The organism is Microbacterium aurantiacum (assembly GCF_002872075.1).
Taxonomy (GTDB): Bacteria; Actinomycetota; Actinomycetes; order Actinomycetales; family Microbacteriaceae; genus Microbacterium; species Microbacterium aurantiacum_A.
Genome location: NZ_PGGU01000009.1, coordinates 62,901 through 84,719 on the forward strand (window position 1 = coordinate 62,901; position 21,819 = coordinate 84,719).

Below are 21,819 nucleotides of genomic sequence, written 5' to 3' on the forward strand. Positions count from 1 at the left end.
ACCCGCGGTCCGGAGGACCTATGCCCGAGACCACGATCCCCGCTCCCGACGCCCGGGGCCGGGAGCACCGCTCCGCTACGGAGTCCCCGGCTCGCGTCGGTCGTCTTCTGCGGGTCCTCGCATGGCTCTCGTTCCTCACGGAGACGATCATCATCGGCACCGGCGGTGCGGTACGGCTCACCGGCTCGGGTCTCGGATGCTCCGAGTGGCCGCTGTGCACGCCGGAGTCGCTGGTGCCGACGCCGGAACAGGGCATCCATGGCGTGATCGAGTTCGGCAACCGCACGATGACCGGGGTCGTGGGGATCATCGCTGTCGCTGTGATCCTCCTCGTACTGCAGGCGACGGGCGGGCGGCGCGCGCTCATGCTCGCCGTGCGCTACGCCGTCGGCGGCATCGTCGCGGCCGTCATCGCCTACGCCGTCAGCGCGCCGCTCGTGCTCCCGGCGTTCCCGATCGCGTCGGCGGTCCTGCTTCTGGTGTGCATCGCCGCCGCTGTGCACTCCATCCGCTCCACTCGCGATCGTCGCGACCTGGTGACGCTGGCGTGGATCACTCTGGTCGGAGTCGTGGCGCAGGCCTTCGTGGGCGGGATCACCGTGCTCACGGGCCTGAACCCGTTCATCGTCGGTTTCCACTACGCCTCGTCTCTGCTGCTGGTGTGCGTGACAGCGGCGTTCCTGGTGCGGATGAATGCGGCACCGGGGCCGCGTGAGCGCGCGGTGCCGCGGTGGTTCGCCGTCACGACGCACATCACCGGGCTCGCGCTCGCGGTCACGATCCTCTTCGGTGTCCTGACCACCGGATCCGGTCCGCACTCCGGCGATGCCGACGTGCTGCGCCACGGCTTCGACGCGACGGTGCTTGCGCACGTGCACTCCTGGCCCGGATACATCCTCGCTGGCCTGGTGCTGGCGCTCGCGGTCGTATCGTGGGTGCTCCGTCTCGAACCGCGCCGCTGGCTGCTGGTCCTGGCCGTGGCAATCGCGGTGCAGGTCGGGGTCGGCGTCTGGCAGGCCCGTGAGGGACTCCCGCCTCTGCTCGTCGGCATCCACATGGTGCTCGCCGCGCTGGCCGCCGCCGCTTACACCGTCGTGGTGCTGCATCTCAAGCGCATCAGGAGCTGACGCGGTCGGCAGATGCATAGCCGACACAAAGCCGGCGCACGCGGGACTCATCACGGCGTCGGCGAGGCTCGTCCCATGAAAACATCACTGACACGAAACGTTCCCTACTGGGCCCTCCTCGTCCTCTCCGTCGCCTCGGCCGCGGTCGGAGTGTGGCTCATCGCCGGGCAGATCGGCACGATGACCGCGAGGTTGCTCGACGGCACAGCGACGAACGTCGAGGTCTACGTGGGACCGTCGATCGTCCTCGTCGGCGCGGTTCTACTCGGAGCCGGAGTGGTCGGCATCCTCCTCGCGCTGGTGCTGGCAGCGGCGAAGGCTCTGCTGCGTGCGCCGGCTCCGGTCGCGGAATCCGAAGACCGCACCGGCCCTGAGATCGACGCGGTGGAGAATGCGGCTGAAGACGCCACGGAGACGGTGGACGCCGACGGGGCCGCCCCCGCCCAGGACGCAGAGCCGGCGCTCACCAGGTGAGGTCGTAGCTTCGCAGTGCTGCAGCGACGTCGCAGGTTTCGCGAGATTCTCTGCGAAGAAGCAGCAGCTCTGCGAGGTTGAACCTGGCAGGAGCGCCGTGACTCAGAACGGAAGCAGCGGGTCGATCGCAACGGCGACGAAGATCAGCGTCAGGTACGTGATCGATGCGTGGAACACCCGCATCGGACGCGGCTCGGTACCGTGCACCGCACGGTTGTACAGGCGGTGCGACTCGTAGATGAACCAGCCGCCGAACACCAGCGCCGACACCGTGTACACGAGGCCCATGTCGGCGATCGGCACGAGCAGCAGCGAGCACGCGACCGTCGCCCATGCGTAGAGGATGACCTGCAGCCCCACCTGAGAGGCGTTGCGCGTCACGCCGAGCATCGGCACGTCGACGTCTTCGTAGTCGGACTTGTACTTCATCGACAGCGGCCAGTAGTGCGGCGGCGTCCACAGGAAGATCAGCAGGAACAGCACGAATGCCGGCCAGTCGAGCGATCCGGTCACCGCCGCCCAGCCGATGAGTACGGGGAAGCACCCGGCGATCCCGCCCCAGACGATGTTCTGCTCCGTGCGGCGCTTGAGGATCATCGTGTAGATCACGACGTAGAAGAAGATCGCCACGGCCGACAGCGTCGCCGCGAGCCAGTTGGTGGTGAGGGCGAGCCAGACGGTGGATGCCACGGCGAGCGTCCACGAGAAGATCAGGGCGCCGCGCGGCGTGATCTCGCCGGTGACCAGCGGCCGGTTCTCGGTGCGGTGCATGTGCGCATCGATGTCGCGGTCGAGATACATGTTGAACGCGGCAGCCGATCCGGCGCTCATCGAGCCGCCGATCACGGTCGCGAGCACGAGCCACATGTTCGGCAGTCCGCCCTGTGCGAGGAACATCACCGGCACGGTGGAGACCAGCAGAAGCTCGAGCACGCGTGGCTTCGTCAGGGCGACGTAGGCCTTGACAGTGCGGCCGATGGACTGCTTCACCACGGTCTTCTCAGTCATCGTCGAGATCTCGATCGCCTCCTCCGCACGCGTCACGACAGCCCTCCCAGTCTAGGGCACCCGATACACCGCGCCCCGCGCCCGGGCCCCGTCTCACATCCGGCTTTCCATCGTTGTGAGAGGTTGTAAGACGAGGTAACGCAACGACGCACAGCGGTATGCTGAAACCACTCGCGCGCCCGGCGCTCATGACCTCTCCTCCGTAACGATGCGGACCGCGACTCTGCTCTCCGGGTGCTCTCGAAATGTTGGAGAAGGGCTTCACCGTGTCGGAACTGCAGTGGAATGAGATCGATCGACGCGCGGTGGACACCGCGCGACTCCTGGCGGCGGATGCCGTGGAGAAGGTCGGCAACGGCCACCCCGGCACCGCGATGAGCCTGGCACCGGCCGCGTATCTGCTGTACCAGCGCGTGCTGCGCCACGACCCCAGCGACACCGACTGGCTCGGTCGCGACCGTTTCATCCTCTCGGCCGGACACTCCTCCCTCACGCAGTACGTGGAGCTCTACCTCGGCGGCTTCGGCCTCGAGCTGGACGACCTCAAGTCGCTGCGCACCTGGGGATCGCTCACTCCGGGTCACCCCGAGTACGGACACACCAAGGGCGTCGAGATCACGACGGGCCCGCTCGGCCAGGGTCTCGCCTCGGCCGTCGGCTTCGCCTACGCCTCCCGTTACGAGCGCGGCCTGTTCGACCCGGAGGCCGCGGCGGGCACCAGCCCCTTCGACCACTTCATCTATGTGATCGCCGGTGACGGCGACCTGCAGGAGGGCATCACCAGCGAGGCATCCTCGCTCGCCGGCCACCAGCAGCTCGGCAACCTCATCGCCATCTACGACTCCAACCAGATCTCGATCGAGGACGACACGAACGTCGCCTTCACCGAAGACGTCGCCAAGCGCTACGAGTCCTACGGCTGGCAGGTCCAGGTCGTCGACTGGAAGAAGACGGGCGAGTACGTCGAAGACGTCGCCGAGCTGTTCGCAGCGATCGAGGCCGCCAAGGGCGAGACCGACAAGCCGTCGCTCATCGTCCTGAAGACGATCATCGGATGGCCGTCGCCCGGCAAGCAGAACTCCGGCAAGATCCACGGCTCCGCCCTCGGTGCCGATGAGCTCGCCGCGACCAAGAAGGTGCTCGGCTTCGACCCCGAGGAGCACTTCGCCGTCGCCGATGACGTCCTCGAGCACACTCGCGGCCTCGCCGCGCGCGCCGCCGAGGCACGCGCCGCCTGGCAGGAGTCGTTCGACGCCTGGGCGTCGGCGAACCCGGAGCGCAACGCGTTGCTCGAACGCCTCGAGGCGGGCGAACTGCCCACCGACATCGCCACCGCACTGCCGGTCTTCGAATCCGGCAAGGAGGTCTCCACCCGTGCCGCCTCCGGCCAGGTCATCAATGCTCTCGCCGCCCAGCTCCCCGAGCTGTGGGGCGGATCGGCCGACCTCGCCGAGTCGAACCTGACCACCATCAAGGACTCGAAGTCGTTCATCCCGGCCGAGTGGTCGACCCACGAGTGGTCGGGCTCGCCGTACGGCCGCGTGCTGCACTTCGGCATCCGCGAGCACGCGATGGGCGCCATCATCAACGGCATCGTGCTGCACGGCCCGACTCGCGCCTTCGGCGGAACGTTCCTCATCTTCAGCGACTACATGCGCCCCGCGGTCCGACTCGCTGCACTGATGAACGTGCCGAGCATCTTCGTCTGGACGCACGACTCGGTCGCCCTCGGCGAGGACGGCCCGACCCACCAGCCTGTCGAGCAGCTCGCCACGCTGCGCGCCATCCCGAACTTCACCATCGTTCGTCCGGCGGACGCCAACGAGACCTCGGTCACCTGGCTCGAGATGCTGCGCCGTCAGTCCGGGCCCTCGGGCATCGCCCTCACGCGTCAGAACATCCCGGTGTTCGCACGCGGCGAAGGCGCAGCGGAGGGCGATACCTTCGCGGCGGCATCCAACGCGGTCAAGGGCGCCTACGTCCTCGCCGAGGCGCCGGACGGCACCCCCGACGTCATCATCATCGCGACCGGATCCGAGGTGCAGCTCGCCGTCGACGCACGCGCGGCTCTCGCCGCGGAGGGCGTGAACGCCCGCGTCGTCTCCGCTCCGTCGCTGGAGTGGTTCGACGAGCAGAGCGCGGAGTACCGCGAGAGCGTGCTCCCCGCATCCGTGACCGCCCGCGTGTCCGTCGAAGCCGGATCAGTGCTCAGCTGGCGCGGCATCGTCGGCGACCGCGGACGCTCCGTCGGCATCGATCACTTCGGCGCATCCGCCGACTACAAGACCCTGTTCCAGAAGTTCGGCATCACCACCGAGGCCGTCATCGCAGCGGCCCGCGAGACCATCGCAGCCAACAGCACCAAGGAGAACGCATGAGCACCCCCACCGCAGACCTCGCCGCCGCCGGCGTCAGCATCTGGCTCGACGACCTCTCCCGCACCCGCATCGCGTCCGGCAACCTCGCCGATCTGATCGCCTCGCGCAACGTCGTGGGCGTCACGACGAACCCGACGATCTTCGCGAACGCGATCACCGACAAGAACGACACCTCTTATGACGCACAGGTGACCGAGCTCGCCGCATCCGGTGCATCCGCCGAAGAGGCCGTGTTCGCCGCCACCACGCAGGACGTCGCCGCGGCGCTCGACGTGTTCCGCCCCGTCTGGGAGGCCTCCGGCCACGTCGACGGCCGCGTCTCGATCGAGGTCTCCCCCGACCTCGCGCACGACACCGCCGGCACCGTGAAGCAGGCCAAGGAACTGTACGCGAAGGTCGACCGCCCGAACCTGCTGGTCAAGATCCCCGCGACGAAGGCGGGCATCCCGGCCATCACCGAGGCCATCGCCGCCGGCATCAGCGTGAACGTCACCCTGATCTTCAGCCTGGAGCGCTACGCCGAGGTGATCGACGCCTACCTGACCGGGCTCGAGCGGGCGCACAGCGCCGACTTCGATCTGTCGAGCATCCACTCGGTCGCCTCGTTCTTCGTCTCCCGCGTCGACACCGAGACCGACAAGCGTCTCTCGGCGATCGGCACGGACGCCGCGAACGCTCTGAAGAGCAAGGCGGGCCTTGCGAACGCGCGTCTCGCGTACGAGCTCTTCGAGCAGAAGTTCGCCGAGAAGCGCGCGCAGGATCTCATCAAGCTCGGCGCCAACCTGCAGCGTCCGCTGTGGGCGTCGACCGGCGTGAAGGACCCGGCGCTGCCGGACACCCTGTACGTCACCGAGCTCGTGGCGCAGGGTGTCGTCAACACGATGCCGGAGAAGACGCTGGAAGCGACCTTCGACCACGGCGTCATCACCGGTGACACGATCACCGGCGGCTACGACGACGCGCGCGCCGTGTTCGCCGGGCTCGCCGAGCTGGGCGTCGACTTCGACGACGTCACCCAGGTGCTCGAGGACGAGGGCGTCGCCAAGTTCATCGACTCGTGGCACGACCTCCTGGCCCAGGTCTCCGAGGGCCTGGAAGCTCAGCGATGACATTTTCGATCCACACGTCCGGGGCACCCCGGGCGGCGATCGACGAGGTCGTCCCCGGCCTCGTCCGCGACCTGATCGCTTCGCGCCTCACCGGCGGCGACGCGAGCCTGTGGGGTCCGGATGCCGAAGCCGAGGCGTCGATCCGCCTCGGCTGGGTCGAAGCCGTGTCGATCTCGCGTCCACTGGTCGCCGACATCGTCGCTCTGCGCCATGGTCTGGCCGCCAAGGGTGTGAACCGCGTCGTGCTCGCTGGCATGGGCGGATCGTCGCTCGCGCCCGAGGTGATCGCGCAGACGTCCGGCGTCCCGCTCACGATCCTCGACTCGACCGCACCCGGCCAGGTCCTGGCCGCCCTCGACGAGGGACTCGAGAACGCGGTGCTCGTCGTGTCGTCGAAGTCGGGCTCGACGGTCGAGACCGACTCGCAGCGCCGCACGTTCGAAGCCGCCTTCCGCGACCTCGGCATCGACCCCGTCGAGCGGATCGTCGTCGTCACCGACCCCGGCTCCCCTCTCGATGCCTCGGCTCGCGAGGCCGGCTATCGCGTGTTCAACGCCGACCCGAACGTCGGCGGCCGCTACTCCGCACTGACGGCGTTCGGGCTCGTCCCGAGCGGACTCGCCGGCGTCGACATCGATGAGCTGCTGAACGAGGCCGAGGCGTCGCTGCTCGAGGTCGCCGTCGACTCCGCCGACAACCCGGCGCTGCGACTGGCGGCGGCGATCGCCGGAACCAGCCCGCGACGCGACAAGCTCGGCCTGGTCACGGACGGCACGCACATCAACGGCCTGCCGGACTGGATCGAGCAGCTGATCGCCGAATCCACGGGCAAGCGCGGCACCGGCATCCTCCCGGTCGTCCTGCTGCCCGTCTCGCCGGAGCTCGACGCGCTGCCCGCCGACCTGCAGATCGTCAGGCTCGTCGACGATGCGAACGAGTTCCACCTGCACGAGCGCCACCCGGGCGAGATCCTCGTCAGCGGCACGCTGGGCGCGCAGTTCATCGTCTGGGAGTTCGCCACCGCGATCGCCGGCATCCTGCTCGGCATCGACCCGTTCGATCAGCCCGACGTCGAGTCGGCGAAGGTCGCCGCACGAGGCCTGCTGGACGCGCGTCCTGAGCAGGCGGCTGCCGTGTTCGTCGAGAACGGTGTCGAGGTGCGGGTCTCCGACCCGAGCCTCGCGGTCTCGGGAACGGTGGAGGGCGTGCTCGATGCTCTCTGGGCGCAGCTGTCCGCTGACGGCTACGTGTCGATCCAGGCCTACGTGAACCGCCTCGACGTGCCGCAGCTGCAGGGGCTGCGCGAACTCGTCGCCGCCGATTCCGGTCGCCCGACCACCTTCGGCTGGGGACCGCGGTTCCTGCACTCCACCGGTCAGTACCACAAGGGCGGGCCCGCCCAGGGCGTGTTCCTGCAGATCCTGGAGCGCACCGACGTGGATCTGGAGATCCCGGAGCGACCGTTCACCTTCGGACAGCTCATCGAGGCCCAGGCCGCCGGTGACGCGGCTGTCCTCGCCGAACACGGCCGCCCGGTCGTGTCCCTCACGATCACGGACTCCTCGGCCGACGTGCTCGCCCTCTTCGAAGCCGCCCAGAAGTAGTCAGCAGGAGAATCCCCCACTCATGACTGTTCCCATCTCGCGCGGGCAGAATCCGCTGCGTGACCCCGATGATCGTCGCCTGAACCGCATCGCGGGGCCCAGCGCCCTCGTGATCTTCGGCGTGACCGGCGACCTGTCACGCAAGAAGCTCATGCCCGCCGTCTACGACCTCGCCAACCGAGGCCTGCTCCCTCCCGGCTTCGCGCTGGTCGGCTTCGCCCGCCGCGACTGGGAGGACCAGGACTTCGCGCAGGTCGTGTACGACGCGGTCAAGCAGTATGCGCGCACGCCGTTCCGCGAAGAGACGTGGACGCAGCTGCTTCAGGGCATCCGGTTCGTCTCCGGGGAGTTCGACAACCCCGAGTCGTTCCGCAAGCTCCGCGAGACCGTGGACCACCTCGATGTCGAACGCGGCACGATGGGCAACCACGCGTTCTATCTGTCCATCCCGCCGAAGGCGTTCCCCGTCGTCGCCAAGCAGCTCAAGGACTCCGGGCTCGTCGGCGACGAAGACGACGACGACCAGTGCTGGCGACGCGTCGTCATCGAGAAGCCGTTCGGGCACGACCTCGAGTCGGCCCGAGAGCTGAACGACGCACTCGAGGTCGCGTTCTCGGCGGACTCGATCTTCCGCATCGACCACTACCTCGGCAAGGAGACGGTGCAGAACATCCTGGCGCTGCGCTTCGCGAACGAGCTGTACGAGCCGATCTGGAATCGCAACTACGTCGACCACGTGCAGATCACCATGGCCGAGGACATCGGCGTGGGTGGTCGTGCCGGCTACTACGACGGCGTCGGCGCCGCGCGCGACGTGATCCAGAACCACCTCCTGCAGCTGCTCGCGCTCACCGCGATGGAAGAGCCGATCAGCCTGTCCGCCGAGCACCTGCGGGCCGAGAAGGAGAAGGTCCTCGCGGCCGTCCATGTGCCGGAGGATCTGTCGCTCGCGACGGCCCGCGGCCAGTACGCGGGCGGCTGGCAGGGTGGCGAGCAGGTCACCGGCTTCCTCGACGAGGACGGGATGAACCCCGAGTCGGCCACCGAGACGTACGCCGCGATCAAGCTGGAGATCGACACACGCCGCTGGGCGGGTGTGCCGTTCTACCTGCGCACGGGCAAACGGCTCGGCCGCCGCGTCACCGAGGTCGCCGTCGTCTTCAAGCGGGCACCCGAGCACCTGTTCGGCCGGGGCAACGCCTCCGAGCTCGGCCAGAACGCCCTCGTGATCCGTGTGCAGCCCGATGAGGGCGTCACGATCCGCTTCGGATCCAAGGTGCCGGGCAACGGCACCAACGTGCGCGACGTCACGATGGACTTCGGATACGGCCACGCCTTCACCGAGGCGAGCCCCGAGGCTTACGAGCGTCTGATCCTCGACGTCCTCCTGGGCGACCCGCCGCTGTTCCCGCGGCACGAGGAGGTCGAGCTCTCCTGGAAGATCCTCGACCCGGTGGAGAAGTTCTGGGCCGCCGAAGGCGGTCCGGTGGAGCAGTACGCGCCCGGTTCGTGGGGTCCGGCATCCGCCGATGCCCTGCTGGCCCGCGACGGAAGAGTCTGGAGACGCCCGTGATCATCGACCTTCCCGATACGACCGTCAGCCAGGTCGCGAAGCAGCTCGTCAAGACGCGCGAAGAGGGCGGCGCGGTCGCCCTCGGTCGCGTGCTCACCCTCGTCATCGCGGCACGCAACGGTGTCGCCGAGGCCGCGATCGACGCTGCCAACGACGCTTCTCGCGAGCACCCGATGCGGGTCATCGTGCTCACCACCGGTGACGGAGAAGCACGTCTGGACGCGCAGATCCGCGTCGGCGGGGATGCCGGGGCCAGCGAGGTCGTGGTGCTCCGCGCCTTCGGCGACGCCGCCAGCAACGAGGAGAGCCTCATCACCGGCCTGCTCCTCCCGGATGCTCCCGTCGTGGCCTGGTGGCCCGAGGAAGCGCCGCTGGCGCCCGCGCAGTCCCCGCTGGGCAGGATCGCCCAGCGCCGGATCACGGATGCCGCCACGTCGTCCGACGTGCGCGATCGCCTCGCCCGGCTCGGCGAGACCCACGCGCCCGGCGACACCGATCTCGCCTGGACGCGCCTGACGCACTGGCGCGAGCAGCTCGCCGCCGTGCTCGACCAGCCGCCGTACGAAGCCGTCACCGCCGTGGAGGTTCGGGGGGCCTCCGCGTCGCCGTCGACGGCGCTGCTCGCCGCATGGCTGCAGATGGCGCTGGACGTGCCCGTGCGCTGGTCGTACGAAGACCCGGAGCACTGGCAGGAAGGCATCAAGTCGGTGCGTCTGACTCGCGCCACCGGCGACATCCTGCTGGAGCGCCCGACGCCCGGCGTCGCCGTTCTCACACAGCCGGAGCAGCCGGATCACGACCTGCACCTGCCGCGGCGCACGCTCCGCGAGTGTCTCGCTGAGGAGCTTCGTCGCCTCGACCCCGATGTCCTGTACGGTCGAGTGATAACCGAGGGCTGGGAGAAGCTGGGTCCGCCCGAGACTGGAGTGTGAGCTCGATGGAAGCAGCATCCGCAGAGAAGCGGGTCGTTGTCGAATCAACCCCGGCGGCAGTGGCCGCCCGGGTTGCCGACCGGTTCCTGACGCGCCTGCGCGCGCGTACGAGGAACGGACGGATCGCCCATATCGCCCTCACCGGAGGGTCGATGGGGGGCGCCGTGCTGCGCGCCACCGCAGAGGATCCGCGCGCGGCTGAGATCGACTGGTCGCTCGTGCATTTCTGGTGGGGCGACGAGCGTTTCGTCGCGCGTGAGGACGCCGACCGCAACGCCCTGCAGTCCCGGCAGGCACTGCTCGACCACGTCCCGGTGCCCGCCGACAACGTGCACGAGGTGGCCGCGTCCGACTCCGGCCTCACTCTCGACGAGGCAGCCTCCGCCTATGCCGCGGAGCTCGCTCGCTTCGGCACCGACGAGCAGCCATGGCCCTCGTTCGCGGTCTGTTTCCTCGGAGTCGGCCCCGACGGTCATATCGCATCGCTTTTCCCCGACCGCCCAGAGGTCGGTGTGACGGACGTCGCGGCCCTTCCGGTCCGCGACTCCCCCAAGCCGCCACCGGAGCGCGTGACGCTCACCCGTCCGGTGCTGAACTCGTCGAAGCGCGTCTGGTTGGTGCTCACTGGAGCCGACAAGGCCTCAGCGCTCGGGCTCGCCCTCGCGGGCGCGAGCTATGCCAGCGTGCCTGCCGCCGGCGCGAAGGGGCGCAAGCGCACGGTCTTCTTCGTGGACGAGGCGGCCGCGTCCGAGGTGTCGCCCGATCTCATCGACCGCTCCTACTGAGCGTTCTCGGACCCCGTCGAGCGCTGAGGTCCTGGGCTGGTCGAAGAGTCGCTGCGTGGCGTCTCGTCGCTGCCGCGAGCGATACCCAGTTCCTGGCTGTCGCTGAGCACCTGCGGGTGGAATCGGGCGAGTCCCACGACTCCCCACACCGCGATCGCTCCGGCGACGGCGAAGATGATGAGGACCCACCACGGTGCGGCGGCCGCCTCGCCGAGCACGACCATGCCGATGAGCACCGCGATGAGTGGATCGACGACGGTGAGCCCTGCGATCACGAGGTCGGGCGGACCTGAGCTGTACGCGGTCTGCACGAAGTAGGCCCCGACGGCGGCGGCGGCGAGCAGCGCGATCACGCAGACGACCGTCACCCACTCGAAGTCGCCGGCCTGGACGCGCTTGATGACGACCTTCGCGAGGGTCGCGACAAAGCCATAGAGGATGCCGGCGCCGATCACGTAGAAGAGCGCGCGCATGCGGTGCCTGAGGATCAGCCAGAAGGCACCCAGGATGATGATCACGACGAGCAGGACGGCCAGGATCACGAAGAGCTGGCGTTCGTCGATCTCCTGCTCCGTCGCGAAGATCGCGGCGAAGAACACGAACAGGAAGATGCCACCGACGCAGCACGCGATCGCGGTGATCGATTGCTTGGTCGGTGAGTGCCCCGAGATTCGGGCGTTCAGCAGCGTGGTCATCACCAGCGCGATCGCGCCCAGCGGCTGCACGACGATCAGCGGCGCCTGCACGAGCGCGGCGAGTTGGCAGATGATGGCGAGTGCCAGCATCAACGTCCCCAGGAGCCACGACGGCCGCGTCAGGAGCCGCTTGATCTGGTCGACGCTGAGCCCGTTGGCGCCGTCGGCACCGCTCAGCAGTTCGACCTTCTCGACCCCGCGATGCTGATACTGCGCGCCGAGCGACATGAAGACGGCGCCGGCGAGGGCTAGCGGGATTCCCAGCAGCAGGCCCGGGTTCTGAAACGCGCCGACGAGCTGGTCGCCGACGACTTCCGCCCCGTTCATCCCTACGCCTACGCTCACACTACGACCCTACCTGGCAGTTCCCGCCCAGTAGGGTTATGGCGTGGCTGTACTTCCGATTCGCATCATGGGCGACCCCGTCCTGCACTCCCCCGCATCCGTCGTCGAAGAGATCACCGATGACATCCGCACACTCGTCGCCGACATGTACGACACGATGGACACCGCACCGGGTGTCGGTCTCGCGGGCCCCCAGGTCGGAGTGCCACTGCGGCTCTACACCTACTCATACGTGGACGATGACGACCAGCCCTGGCGCGGCGTGCTGATCAATCCTGTGCTGTGGATGGCGCCGCTCGAACCCGGCGAGCCCGACCCTGATCTGGAGTCCGAAGGGTGCCTGTCGTTCCCCGGCGAGCGATTCCCTCTTCGGCGTTCCGATCGGGTCCTGGTCACGGGTACCGATCTCGACGGCGCCGACGTGCGCATCGAGGTGGATGGGTGGCGTGCCCGCATCATGCAGCACGAATTCGATCACCTCGACGGCATCCTCTACGTCGACCGTCTCTCCGACCGAGATTGGAAGACAGTGCAGAAGATCGCTCGCAAACGCGGGTGGGGGCGTGCCGGGGTGAGCTGGACTCCGGGTGTCGACGACCTCGAAGGCTGACACTCAGCCGGATCACAGCATCCTCGGAGTTGCGTCACAGACTCCCCGCCGATAGCGTGCCCGAAGAGGGCGTTTTCTCGCGCCCGCTCACCAAGTCATTCGAGGGGAAATCACATCATGATGAAACTGCGCACGCGACGCGCCCTGGCACTGGCGGGAACAGCCGTGGCGCTCACGATCGCCCTCAGCGGCTGCAGCGCGATCAACGACATTCTCAGCGGTGGCGCCCCTCAGGATGCAGAGCGCGACGAGGAGACCGGCGAGGTCAAGGAAGATGCGAACATCGACATCTTCGCGCTGAAGGTCGGCGACTGCAAGATGGCCAGCGCGTCCGGTCTCATCGAGAGTGCCGACGTCACCCCCTGCGATCAGCCGCACGATGAAGAGGTCTACTACGAGTTCTCCATGCCCGACGGCGAGTTCTCGGAGACCGACGTCGATGCAGCCTCGCAGGAGTGCATCGGCGAGCCCTTCACCACGTTCGTCGGCGTCGCCTACGACGCATCGGTGCTGACGGTCTACCCGATCACGCCCACGAAGGACACCTGGGACACTCTGAACGACCGCATCATCCAGTGCGTCATCCTCGAGGACGGCGTCCAGACGACTGGAACGCTGAAGGGCGCGGCGCGCTGACGCTTTCCACCGTTTCCAGAAGAGGCTCCGCCGGACGGCGGGGCCTCTTCTGCATCCAGCCGTCGTGAACCGTTCTGTCGCGAACGTCAGCGCCGGACGAGAGTCCGGAGGTAGCCGAATCCCACGATCAGATGGAGCACCGCGCCGACAGCGCAGATGATCTGCCCGATGACGCCGATGACGCCGAGATCGGGAAGGATGCCCAGCCCGATCAGAGCGAGTCCTGTCATGAAGATCGCCGTGCGGGCCTTCCCGAGTCGGGTCGCGGGGGGCATCTGCTCCGGACGCCGCACCAGGTAGACGACTCCGAGGGTGAGATCCACGCCCACCACCACGACGGCGATCCATAGGGGCAGGTGACCGGCGATCACGAATCCGCAGGCGATGAAGGCGACTCCGACACGATCGGCGAAGGGATCGAGCAGAGCGCCGGTCCGGCTGGTCTGTCCCAGGCGCCGTGCGAGGTAGCCGTCCACCCAATCGCTCACTCCGAACAGCACCAGCAGGACGAGCGTCAGCACCGGAGCGGCGTTCTGGATCAGCAGCACGATGATCGGAACGACCAGGAGCAGGCGCAGAACGGTGATCGCGTTCGGCAGCGTCGCCCAATCGCGGGTCTTCTCCGATTCGGTAGGGACGTCGTTCATCCGGCAATCCTCGCTCTCCACCAATGGCCCAGAGTACCGCGTCGTCTCCCACGTTGGGCTCGAGAGCCAGACAGCTCAGGGCTCCTCAGACCCGCGACAGTCGCAGCGTCACGAGTTGGAACGGTCGAAGCGCCAGACGGATGCCGTCGGCATCCTGACTCGACAGCGCGGCCTGCTCGATCTTTCGCTCGAGCAAGTCCACCTCGCTCACGTCACCGCTCGGGAAGCCCACGGTGACTGTGGCCTGGGCGCGACGCCCGAGCGCCTCGTACAGACGGACGACGACGTCGCCGCTCCCATCCTCGGCGAGCTTGACCGCCTCGACCACCACACCGGGGTGGTCGATCGAAACGAGGGGGTGCACGTCGTCGGCTCCCTCTATGCGGCGCTCTGCGAGGTTTGTGCGGTACCCCTCGGCGATCGTTTCGACGAGGTCGCCGCCGACAACGATGCCCACCTCCAGATGATGCCGGCCCTGGTCTTGCTGCGGGTCGGGGAACAGCGCCGCCCTGACAAGTGAGAGCCGCACGTTCGAGTACGTCCCCCCCGTCTTACGCGGGTGCCGGGTGATGTCGTGGCCGTAAGTGGAATCGTTGGTGACGGCGACGCCGAAGTCGCTCTCGCCCACTCTGACCCACCGATGCGCCACGGTCTCGAAGCGCGCAGCATCCCACGAGGTGTTGGTGTGCGTCGGACGTATGATGTGCCCGAACTGGATCTCGGAGGCGGCGTGGTCGGTGTGCACGTCGACGGGGACGCTGAGCTTGAGCAGCTTCTGCCGCTCGTGCCAGTCGAGGTCGACAGCCAGTTTCAGGGTTCGCGACCCCTCATCGAGACGGATGCTGTGCACCAGCGTCGATGCGCCGAATGAGCGCGAGATCACCACGGCACCGTCAACGACCTCCATGTCGTCCACGTCGAGGAGGTCGGTGACGTTACGGCGGTAGTGCTCGTCGATGTCCCAGGCATCCCACTGCGTCGGGGTGTCCCGGTGCAGCTGGAAGACACCGGCGCTCTGACCGGCTGGCACGACCTCACGCGCATTCGTCAGGTCGACGATCGACGTCAGCGCCCCTCGGGCATCGATCGTTGCACGCACGAGCCCGTTGTCGAGCACGAACCCGCCGTCCGCTGCGACCGGCGTGACCGGCGCGACGGCATCCGCCTCACCGACTGCCAGCGCGCCGACCGAGGCATGCCCGTGCGGGGCAGCGTTGGCCACGAGGCTGCGGGTACCCTCGCCGACCAGCGCACGCAGGGAGCCAGCGATGATCTGCTCGAGTTCGACCGCGATCGCCGCGTAGTTGCGCTCGGCGTCCTGATGCACCCAGGCGATCGATGTTCCGGGGAGAATGTCGTGGAACTGCTGGAGAAGGACGAGCTGCCAGAGGCGCCTGAGCTGATCGGCCGGGTAGGCGAGTCCGGTTCGCACGGACGCCGTCGCCGCCCAGATCTCTGCCTCGCGGAGCAGGTGCTCACTGCGACGGTTGCCCTGCTTGGTGGCCAGCTGGCTCGTGTACGTGCCGCGGTGGATCTCGAGATACAGTTCACCGCTCCAGACCTCGGGCGACGGGTACTCGGTCTCGGCCTGCTCGAAAAACGCCTGTGGCGTGGAATGCCGGGCGATCGGCGATCCTTCCAGCGACCCTGCGCGCTCGACCTGCGCAGCCATCTCACGGGTTGGTCCGCCTCCGCCGTCGCCGTAACCGTATGGCAGCAGCGAGACACGGGCTCTGCCCTTGTCCTGGAAGTTCCGCTGCGCATGCGCGAGGTCGGCCTGCGAGGCGTCCGAGTTGTACTTGTCCACCGGAGGGAAGTGCGTGAACACGCGCGTACCGTCGAGGCCCTCCCAGAGGAACGTGTGATGCGGCATCCGGTTCGTCTCGTTCCATGAGATCTTCTGCGTGAGGAACCACTTCGATCCTGAGGCCTTGATGATCTGCGGAAGTGCGGCGCTGTAGCCGAAGGAGTCAGGCAGCCAGACCTCGGGGGTGTCGATTCCGAACTCCCGGAGAAAGAAGCTTTTGCCCTCGACGAGCTGACGGGCGAGGGCTTCGGAGCCGACCATGTTCGTGTCCGACTCGACCCACATGCCGCCGACCGGCACGAAGCGGCCTTCGCGCACACGCTCGACCAGACGCGCCCAGATCTCCGGGTAGCGCTCCTTGATCCAGGCGAACTGCTGCGCCGACGAGCTGGCGAACACGACGTCAGGGTTCTCGTCCATCAGCGAGAGCACGTTCGAGAAGGTGCGCGACACCTTGCGAGCCGTTTCGCGCACTGGCCAGAGCCAGGCCGAATCGATGTGCGCGTGCCCGATGGCATGCAGCACGTGCGCGCTCGCATGGGCGGGACTAGCCAGCACCGTTCGGAGCGCCTCTCGGCCGTCTGCCGCCGTGCCCGCGACGTCATGCGGGTCGACGAGGTCGATCATCCGATCCAGCGCCTGCACGATCTCGGCTCGCCGCGGCGACGAGGCATCCAGCTCGGCGATGAGTCCGCGCAGGATCACGGTGTCGTCGAGCAGGGACTCGACGGTCAGGTCGCGCAGGGCCACGTCGACGACGCGGAGCACGTAGATCGGATCGGCACCGGCGGTCTCGGGGTCACCGAGCTCGGTCGGGTCGAACGTGAAGATGCTGCCCACGTCGGGGTTGGACGCCGCCTCGAGCAGCACGTCGATGCGGCCGTCCGGCTGCACCGCCGCGGCGACCGCGTTGTTGAACGGCGAGATGGCTTTGATCGGACTCCCGTCGAGACCCCAGACGAGAGCCTCGGCCTGGAAGCCGCTCTGTCCGGCCGTGAAACCGAGGTCCACGACGAGTTCTGCCCGGGTGGCGTCAGGAAGATCGCCGGATGCCGTGCGCCACTCGGTCGGGACCTTCCCGCTGACACGAAACCAGGTCGTCCCCCAGGGGCGCCCCCACGGAGCGCCGACCGCGGTAGGGGTGTAGTCCGCCTGGACGGCGTCCGTGAAGGGCACCGGCTCCCCCGGTACCTCCCAGGCGCGCACCTCGAGCGGGTGGCTCAGCCGGTGGCGCGCCGGACGGAGGCGCTCGCGGATGAATCGGTCGATGCGCATCTCGATGAGCGCGGTGCGGTCGTGCATGTGTGGTGCTTTCTGGATTGGGGGGTTGTACGCGGAGGTGGGGGTCAGCCCTTGACGCCGCCGGCCAGCGCGAAGCTGCTGCCGGAGAGACGCTGCACGAGCAGGTACAAGACGAGGATCGGTACGGAGTACAACGTGGCGAACGCTGCGAGCTGCCCGTAGGCGACGGCGCCGTGGTTGCCGAAGAACGTGAAGATCGCGACGGCCGCTGGCATCTTCTCGGAGCTGAACAACAGGACGAACGGGACGAAGAAGTTCCCCCAGGCCTGAGTGAACACGAAGATGAAGACCACGCTGATGCCCGGGCGCATGAGGGGCAGGACGATGGTCCACAGCGCCCGCATGGCGGAGGCGCCGTCGACCCATGCGGCCTCCTCGAGAGAGACCGGCACCGAGTCCATGAAGTTCTTCAGCATCCAGATCGCCATGGGCAACGACGTGGCGGCCATGAACAGGATCACACTGACCTGCGAGTCGAGCATCTTCAACTGCACGAAAAGCGCGTAGACCGGCACCATCATGGCCGTGATCGGCAGGCAGGAGCCGAACAGGACCGAGTACATGAAGCCGCGCTGGAAGCGCGAGTTGTGCCGCGAGAGCGGATACGCGGCGAGCACGCCGACGGCGACGGTGATGAGCGCGGTGCCGAGCGAGATGAGGGTCGAGTTCCACAGCGGCAGCAGCGTCATCGACCAGTCGAACACCGAGACGAAGTTGTCGAAGGTGAGGCTCTCCGGCACCGAGATCGACACCGTGGCGGATGGGGACACCGCAGAGAACACGATCCACGCGATCGGCACGAGGAAGACGACCCCGATCACGATCAGGACGGTGTTGGCGAGCCACGCGGAGCGGCGCTTCGCAGGCGACGCGACAGAGATCCGTGGGCCGCGCCTGACAGCGGGGCGGACGAGTGCTTCAGTGGCGGTCATCAGTCGACCTCCGGCTTGAGGATGCGAATGTAGAAGATGGCGAAGATCGCGCCGAGCACGAGGGTCACCGCAGCGATCGCCGTACCGTAGCCGATCTGCGAGTACTGGAACGCCTCCTGATACGCGAGGACAGGAAGGGTCGAGCTCGAGACGCCGGGTCCCCCCTTGGTCATCACCCAGATGAGACCGAAGGTCCCGAGCGTCTGCAGCGTGGTGAGCATCAGGTTCGTCGATATCGAGCGGCGAATCATCGGGATGGTGATGAGGAAGAAGCGCTGGGCGGCGTTCGCGCCGTCGATCTGTGCGGCCTCCATCACCTCAGGCGACACCTCGTTGAGAGCAGCTCCGTAGACGAGCATCGAGAAGGCCGTGCCCCGCCAGACGTTGGCGAGGATGACGGCGAACATCGGGTATTCGATGAGCCAACTCACCGCGGGGATGCCGACGGCTTCCAACATCGCATTGAGTGTGCCGTCCTTCGAGAAGTAGGCGTAGAGGGCGAAGGCGGCGACGATCTCGGGCATCACCCAGGCCACGACGACGAGTGCGCCGACGACGCTGTTGACCGACTTCGAGCCGATGCGCATGAGCGCCGCGACACCGAGCCCCAGAACGTTCTGACCGATTATCGCGGAGAACAGCACGAAGACGACCGTGAGAACCAGCGCCGTCCAGAAGTTCGGATCCGTGAACAGTGCGACGTAGTTGTCGAAACCGACGAACTCGGGCTGCGCCGCCCGATAGCCGGTGAGAGCCCGGTTGGTCAGCGATCCCCAGATCGCATAGATGATCGGCCCGAGCAGGAACACGACCAGCAGCACCGCCGCAGGTAACAACGGGACAGAGCGCAGCAGGTCGCGGAGGCGGGTGCGCCGCCCGGCCCCGGTGTGCACCGGGGCCGGGCTGCGCGTTGCGGATGCGGAGGTCACTGAGGAATTCCTACTCGACCTTGTCCGCGCCGACGATCTGGGTGAGAGCATCGTCGTAGGTCTTCACCGCGTCCTCCGGGGTCGCATCTCCGGTGATCACCGATTCTGTCGCCTGCTGAAGCGCGCTGGTTATCTGCGAGTAGTCCGGCGTGGTCGGACGGAAGTGCGTGTACTGCACGAGGTCGGAGAAGAACGCGAAGGTCGGGTTGTACGAGAGGTACGCATCGTCGGTCGCGACGTCCTCGCGGACGGCGATCTGACTGTTCTCGGTGTCGTACTTGAGGGAGTTCTCCTGGTTCAGCGCCATCGTGATGAAGTCGAAGGAAGTCTGCGGGTGCTTCGTCTGAGCGCCGACCGCGAGGGTCCAGCCTCCGGACATGGACGTGTAGCCGGGGTCGCCGCCGTCTTGCGTCGGCATCTTGGCGAGACCGATCTTGTCCTCCCAGCCGTCCCAGGCGCTGTCGCCGCTGATCCAGCCGCCGGGCAGCCACGACCCGTCGATAGCCATGGCGAGCTTCCCCTCGGGGAGCAGCTCCGTGGAAACACGGCTGCCGATGGTCGAGTCGAGGGCGAGATCGAGCGGAGTCGCCAGATCATTCTTGTAGAGCGTGTCGTAGAAGCCGAAAGCGTCAGTGAGACCCTTGGAGCCCACCGCCCACTTGTCCGAGTCGGCGTCGTACAGGGTGGACTCGGTGCCGTAGAGCAACATCTCAACACCCTGCATCGAGGTCTGCTCACCGCCGCTCTTGCTGCCGTAGATGTTCAGCGGGATCAGGTCGGCGTCGTACGCCTTCACCGCTTCGGCGGCATCGAGGATGTCCTGCCACGATGCTGGCTGCCAGTCGGTGGGGAGTCCCGCTGCGGCGAAGATCTCCTTGTTGTAGTAGATCGCGCGGGTGTCGGTACCCATCGAGATTCCGTAGGTGCTGCCATCTCCGCCGAGTCCCGCTTCCTTGGCCGCATCGTAGAACTGGTCCCACTCGTCCCAGTCGGCGAGGTAGTCGTCGATCGGGAGCAGGTAGCCGGCGGCGGCGTCGGAGCGCAGCTGGAAGGTGTCCTCGTAGATCACGTCGGGTGCGGTGTCGGGCGACCCGTTCATCAGGGCGAGCTTCGTGAAGTACTCGTCCTCGGACTCGATCGGCTGGAGCTTCACCGTCACACCGGGGTTCGCGGCCTCGAACTCGGGCTTGACCTTCTGGAAGAGATCGTCGAGCTGGTGGAACGCCGACGTCATCTGGTACGCGACAGTGATGGTGCGGTCTCCGCTGTCGGACGTCTCCGCGTCCCCGGATGCGCTGCATCCCGAGAGGACGATCGCGCCGACCGCGATCGCACCGATGGCGGCGAGGGGCTTCGTTCGCATCTGCTTTGCTCCTTTGCATGCGGACCTCGCTGTTGAGGCCCTCAGACGGATAATCCTATCAAATGGGATAACTACCGCGAGAGGGTCTCATAACATTTCTGTCACGGCGCGCTATGCAGGTCGCCAGCACCGACAGCGTGCGGTCAGTGGCTGATCATGAGCCGCGACGGACGCGCCGTGAGCGCATCGTCGAGCACGAGGCACGCAGCTCCCACAGCGGCTGAATCCGCGCCGATCTGCGACGGGCGCAGTTGCACGGGCTCCGTGGACGTGCTCACGGCTGTGGTGTGCACCCAGTGATCCAGCACCGGGAGAAGCCGTTCGCCCAGCCTCGACCACGCAGGACCGCCCAGGACGACGATGCCGAGATCGAGGAGGTTGTTCACCTCGACGATCGCCGTCGCGAGGTGCCGCCCTGCACGCTCCAAGGCTGTGAGCACTCCCCCATCCCCGGCCGCGGCCAAGGCCGACAGCAGTTCGAGCTGCATCCGCGCATCTCCCGCATCACTTGCGGCGGATGTCCGCTCAGCCTGGGCCAGGAGCATTCGCGGCTCCATGATCACCCCGATGCAGCCGCGCGACCCGCACGTGCAGAGCGGCCCCTCCGGATCGACGACGATGTGCGCGATGTTGCCTGCGTTGCCGGTCCTGCCGTGCACGGGCGCCCCGGAGACCGAGAGCCCGAGGCCGAGCCCTGCACCATAGTAGAGAAACATGGCGTCGGAGAGCTCCTGCCCGACGTCGAACCACTGCTCTCCGACGACGGTCGCGACGACGTCTTTCTCGAGCAGCGTCGGCAACCCGCTGACCCGTTCCAATTCCTTGCGTACCGACACGTTATGCCAGGCAGGGAGGAGCGGAGGATTCAGCAAGCGACCCGCTTCGCGGTCGAAAGGCCCCGGAGCCGCCACACCGATCCCGAGCACGCGTTCCGCAGGGAGGCGCGCCTCGACGACGAGTGATCGGACGCTGTCTCCGAGACGCTCCACGAGTTCATCCGGCGACGCATCGGCGCCTCCGGGGGTCTGCTCCGTCCGTGCGACGACAGCACCGGCGGCATCCACGACCACGACGGTGTCGACGGCCGGGTCAAGATGCACACCGACCGCGTAGCGCGAGTCCGACCGCAGCGCGAGCAGCGTCCGGGGCTTTCCCGGCCCCGAGATGACCTTTCCGGTCTCCTCGATCAGCCCCTCGTTGGCGAGCCGGCGAGTGACATTGCTGAGCGTCTGCGTCGACAACCCCGTGCGTTCGGCGAGCTCGCTGCGGCTGAGCCCTTCCTCGGACCGGCGGATGAGGTCGAAGACGAGCGCCTGGTTGTAGACGCCCACAGCTGGGAGGTTCGACCCACGCTGCATATTCCGCTCCCTCGCCCTTGCACCTTCGTCGGCGCGTGAACCTTCATGATTGCCGCGTAGCACCGCAACGGTCAAACCCGGGCCGCAAGCTAAAGCCTAGAGCGGGAAGCCATGGACGCGCACTCCCGTCGTCGCCGCTCAGTCGTGCGCGTATCAACGCGCAGTACATGGGAGAAGGCGCCCCTCCCGCGACTCGCGGGAGGGG

At 67.4% G+C, this 21,819-nt stretch carries 18 protein-coding genes; 10 read left to right on the forward strand and 8 right to left on the reverse strand.

Annotation, left to right across the window (positions count from 1 at the left end; translation table 11 throughout):
- Window positions 1-20 precede the first annotated feature (20 nt).
- Entirely contained in the window at window positions 21-1,127 is a 1,107-nt protein-coding gene (locus CUR96_RS08680) for a COX15/CtaA family protein (RefSeq protein WP_102192913.1), read from the forward strand.
- 75 nt (window positions 1,128-1,202) lie between these two features.
- Complete coding sequence (locus CUR96_RS08685; RefSeq protein ID WP_102192914.1) at window positions 1,203-1,601, forward strand: hypothetical protein; 399 nt, start codon at window positions 1,203-1,205, stop codon at window positions 1,599-1,601.
- Window positions 1,602-1,703: 102 nt separating this feature from the next.
- On the opposite strand, the gene CUR96_RS08690 is transcribed toward CUR96_RS08685, so the two are convergent.
- Window positions 1,704-2,618 carry a heme o synthase gene (locus CUR96_RS08690; RefSeq protein ID WP_432612421.1) on the reverse strand — a complete coding sequence of 305 codons (915 nt, stop codon included), beginning with the start codon at window positions 2,616-2,618 and terminating at the stop codon, window positions 1,704-1,706.
- 257 nt (window positions 2,619-2,875) lie between these two features.
- Here CUR96_RS08690 and tkt point away from each other — a divergent pair, with 257 nt between their 5' ends.
- From tkt to pgl, 6 genes are read left to right on the forward strand one after another with little or no spacing between them, the layout of a single operon-like run.
- Window positions 2,876-4,987 carry a transketolase gene (gene tkt / locus CUR96_RS08695; protein WP_102192934.1) on the forward strand — a complete coding sequence of 704 codons (2,112 nt, stop codon included), beginning with the start codon at window positions 2,876-2,878 and terminating at the stop codon, window positions 4,985-4,987.
- Window positions 4,984-6,096: a transaldolase gene (gene tal, locus CUR96_RS08700; RefSeq protein WP_102192915.1), complete on the forward strand. Its 1,113-nt coding sequence runs from the start codon at window positions 4,984-4,986 to the stop codon at window positions 6,094-6,096. Before tkt ends, tal begins: the two co-directional genes overlap by 4 nt.
- Complete coding sequence (locus CUR96_RS08705) at window positions 6,093-7,700, forward strand: glucose-6-phosphate isomerase (RefSeq protein ID WP_102192916.1); 1,608 nt, start codon at window positions 6,093-6,095, stop codon at window positions 7,698-7,700. The genes tal and CUR96_RS08705 overlap by 4 nt, the downstream gene beginning before the upstream one ends.
- Before the next feature lie 22 nt (window positions 7,701-7,722).
- A complete protein-coding gene (zwf, locus tag CUR96_RS08710; RefSeq protein WP_102192917.1) occupies window positions 7,723-9,273 on the forward strand; it encodes a glucose-6-phosphate dehydrogenase in 1,551 nt (516 codons plus the stop codon).
- On the forward strand, window positions 9,270-10,205 hold the full coding sequence (locus tag CUR96_RS08715) for a glucose-6-phosphate dehydrogenase assembly protein OpcA (protein ID WP_102192918.1): 936 nt from the start codon (window positions 9,270-9,272) through the stop codon (window positions 10,203-10,205). Before zwf ends, CUR96_RS08715 begins: the two co-directional genes overlap by 4 nt.
- 5 nt (window positions 10,206-10,210) lie before the next feature.
- On the forward strand, window positions 10,211-10,990 hold the full coding sequence (gene pgl / locus CUR96_RS08720) for a 6-phosphogluconolactonase (RefSeq protein WP_180968982.1): 780 nt from the start codon (window positions 10,211-10,213) through the stop codon (window positions 10,988-10,990).
- On the opposite strand, the gene CUR96_RS08725 is transcribed toward pgl, so the two are convergent.
- Window positions 10,984-12,012 carry a DMT family transporter gene (locus tag CUR96_RS08725; RefSeq protein WP_102192920.1) on the reverse strand — a complete coding sequence of 343 codons (1,029 nt, stop codon included), beginning with the start codon at window positions 12,010-12,012 and terminating at the stop codon, window positions 10,984-10,986. The two genes, pgl and CUR96_RS08725, sit on opposite strands and share 7 nt — an antisense overlap.
- Before the next feature lie 61 nt (window positions 12,013-12,073).
- Between CUR96_RS08725 and def the strand changes: the two genes are divergently transcribed.
- Both def and CUR96_RS08735 read left to right on the forward strand, forming a co-directional pair.
- Window positions 12,074-12,640, forward strand: a complete 567-nt coding sequence (def, locus tag CUR96_RS08730) for a peptide deformylase (RefSeq protein ID WP_102192921.1) — start codon at window positions 12,074-12,076, stop codon at window positions 12,638-12,640.
- Between the two features lie 117 nt (window positions 12,641-12,757).
- Window positions 12,758-13,276, forward strand: coding sequence for a hypothetical protein (locus CUR96_RS08735; protein ID WP_102192922.1), 519 nt, complete (start codon window positions 12,758-12,760; stop codon window positions 13,274-13,276).
- Window positions 13,277-13,362: 86 nt separating this feature from the next.
- Here the strand turns inward: CUR96_RS08735 and CUR96_RS08740 are convergent, their stop codons facing one another.
- The 6 genes from CUR96_RS08740 to CUR96_RS08765 form a co-directional block, all read right to left on the reverse strand.
- Window positions 13,363-13,923 (reverse strand): CDP-alcohol phosphatidyltransferase family protein, encoded by a 561-nt coding sequence (locus CUR96_RS08740; RefSeq protein WP_102192923.1) that lies wholly within the window; start codon window positions 13,921-13,923, stop codon window positions 13,363-13,365.
- Between the two features lie 85 nt (window positions 13,924-14,008).
- Window positions 14,009-17,032: an alpha-mannosidase gene (locus CUR96_RS08745; RefSeq protein WP_102192924.1), complete on the reverse strand. Its 3,024-nt coding sequence runs from the start codon at window positions 17,030-17,032 to the stop codon at window positions 14,009-14,011.
- Between the two features lie 44 nt (window positions 17,033-17,076).
- Window positions 17,077-17,964, reverse strand: a complete 888-nt coding sequence (locus tag CUR96_RS08750) for a carbohydrate ABC transporter permease (protein ID WP_102192925.1) — start codon at window positions 17,962-17,964, stop codon at window positions 17,077-17,079.
- Complete coding sequence (locus CUR96_RS08755) at window positions 17,964-18,893, reverse strand: carbohydrate ABC transporter permease (protein WP_432612420.1); 930 nt, start codon at window positions 18,891-18,893, stop codon at window positions 17,964-17,966. Before CUR96_RS08755 ends, CUR96_RS08750 begins: the two co-directional genes overlap by 1 nt.
- Before the next feature lie 10 nt (window positions 18,894-18,903).
- Complete coding sequence (locus CUR96_RS08760; RefSeq protein WP_102192927.1) at window positions 18,904-20,256, reverse strand: extracellular solute-binding protein; 1,353 nt, start codon at window positions 20,254-20,256, stop codon at window positions 18,904-18,906.
- 143 nt (window positions 20,257-20,399) lie between these two features.
- Complete coding sequence (locus CUR96_RS08765; RefSeq protein ID WP_245861150.1) at window positions 20,400-21,587, reverse strand: ROK family transcriptional regulator; 1,188 nt, start codon at window positions 21,585-21,587, stop codon at window positions 20,400-20,402.
- Between the last annotated feature and the right edge of the window lie 232 nt (window positions 21,588-21,819).

Bases quoted from the DNA above. Each gene is read 5' to 3' on its own strand.
- CUR96_RS08680 (WP_102192913.1), top strand. From the start codon at position 21: ATGCCCGAGACCACGATCCCCGCTCCCGACGCCCGGGGCCGGGAGCAC.
- CUR96_RS08685 (WP_102192914.1), top strand. From the start codon at position 1,203: ATGAAAACATCACTGACACGAAACGTTCCCTACTGGGCCCTCCTCGTC.
- tal (WP_102192915.1), top strand. From the start codon at position 4,984: ATGAGCACCCCCACCGCAGACCTCGCCGCCGCCGGCGTCAGCATCTGG.
- CUR96_RS08705 (WP_102192916.1), top strand. From the start codon at position 6,093: ATGACATTTTCGATCCACACGTCCGGGGCACCCCGGGCGGCGATCGAC.
- zwf (WP_102192917.1), top strand. From the start codon at position 7,723: ATGACTGTTCCCATCTCGCGCGGGCAGAATCCGCTGCGTGACCCCGAT.
- pgl (WP_180968982.1), top strand. From the start codon at position 10,211: ATGGAAGCAGCATCCGCAGAGAAGCGGGTCGTTGTCGAATCAACCCCG.
- CUR96_RS08725 (WP_102192920.1), bottom strand. From the start codon at position 12,012: ATGAACGGGGCGGAAGTCGTCGGCGACCAGCTCGTCGGCGCGTTTCAG.
- CUR96_RS08735 (WP_102192922.1), top strand. From the start codon at position 12,758: ATGATGAAACTGCGCACGCGACGCGCCCTGGCACTGGCGGGAACAGCC.
- CUR96_RS08740 (WP_102192923.1), bottom strand. From the start codon at position 13,923: ATGAACGACGTCCCTACCGAATCGGAGAAGACCCGCGATTGGGCGACG.
- CUR96_RS08745 (WP_102192924.1), bottom strand. From the start codon at position 17,032: ATGCACGACCGCACCGCGCTCATCGAGATGCGCATCGACCGATTCATC.
- CUR96_RS08750 (WP_102192925.1), bottom strand. From the start codon at position 17,964: ATGACCGCCACTGAAGCACTCGTCCGCCCCGCTGTCAGGCGCGGCCCA.
- CUR96_RS08760 (WP_102192927.1), bottom strand. From the start codon at position 20,256: ATGCGAACGAAGCCCCTCGCCGCCATCGGTGCGATCGCGGTCGGCGCG.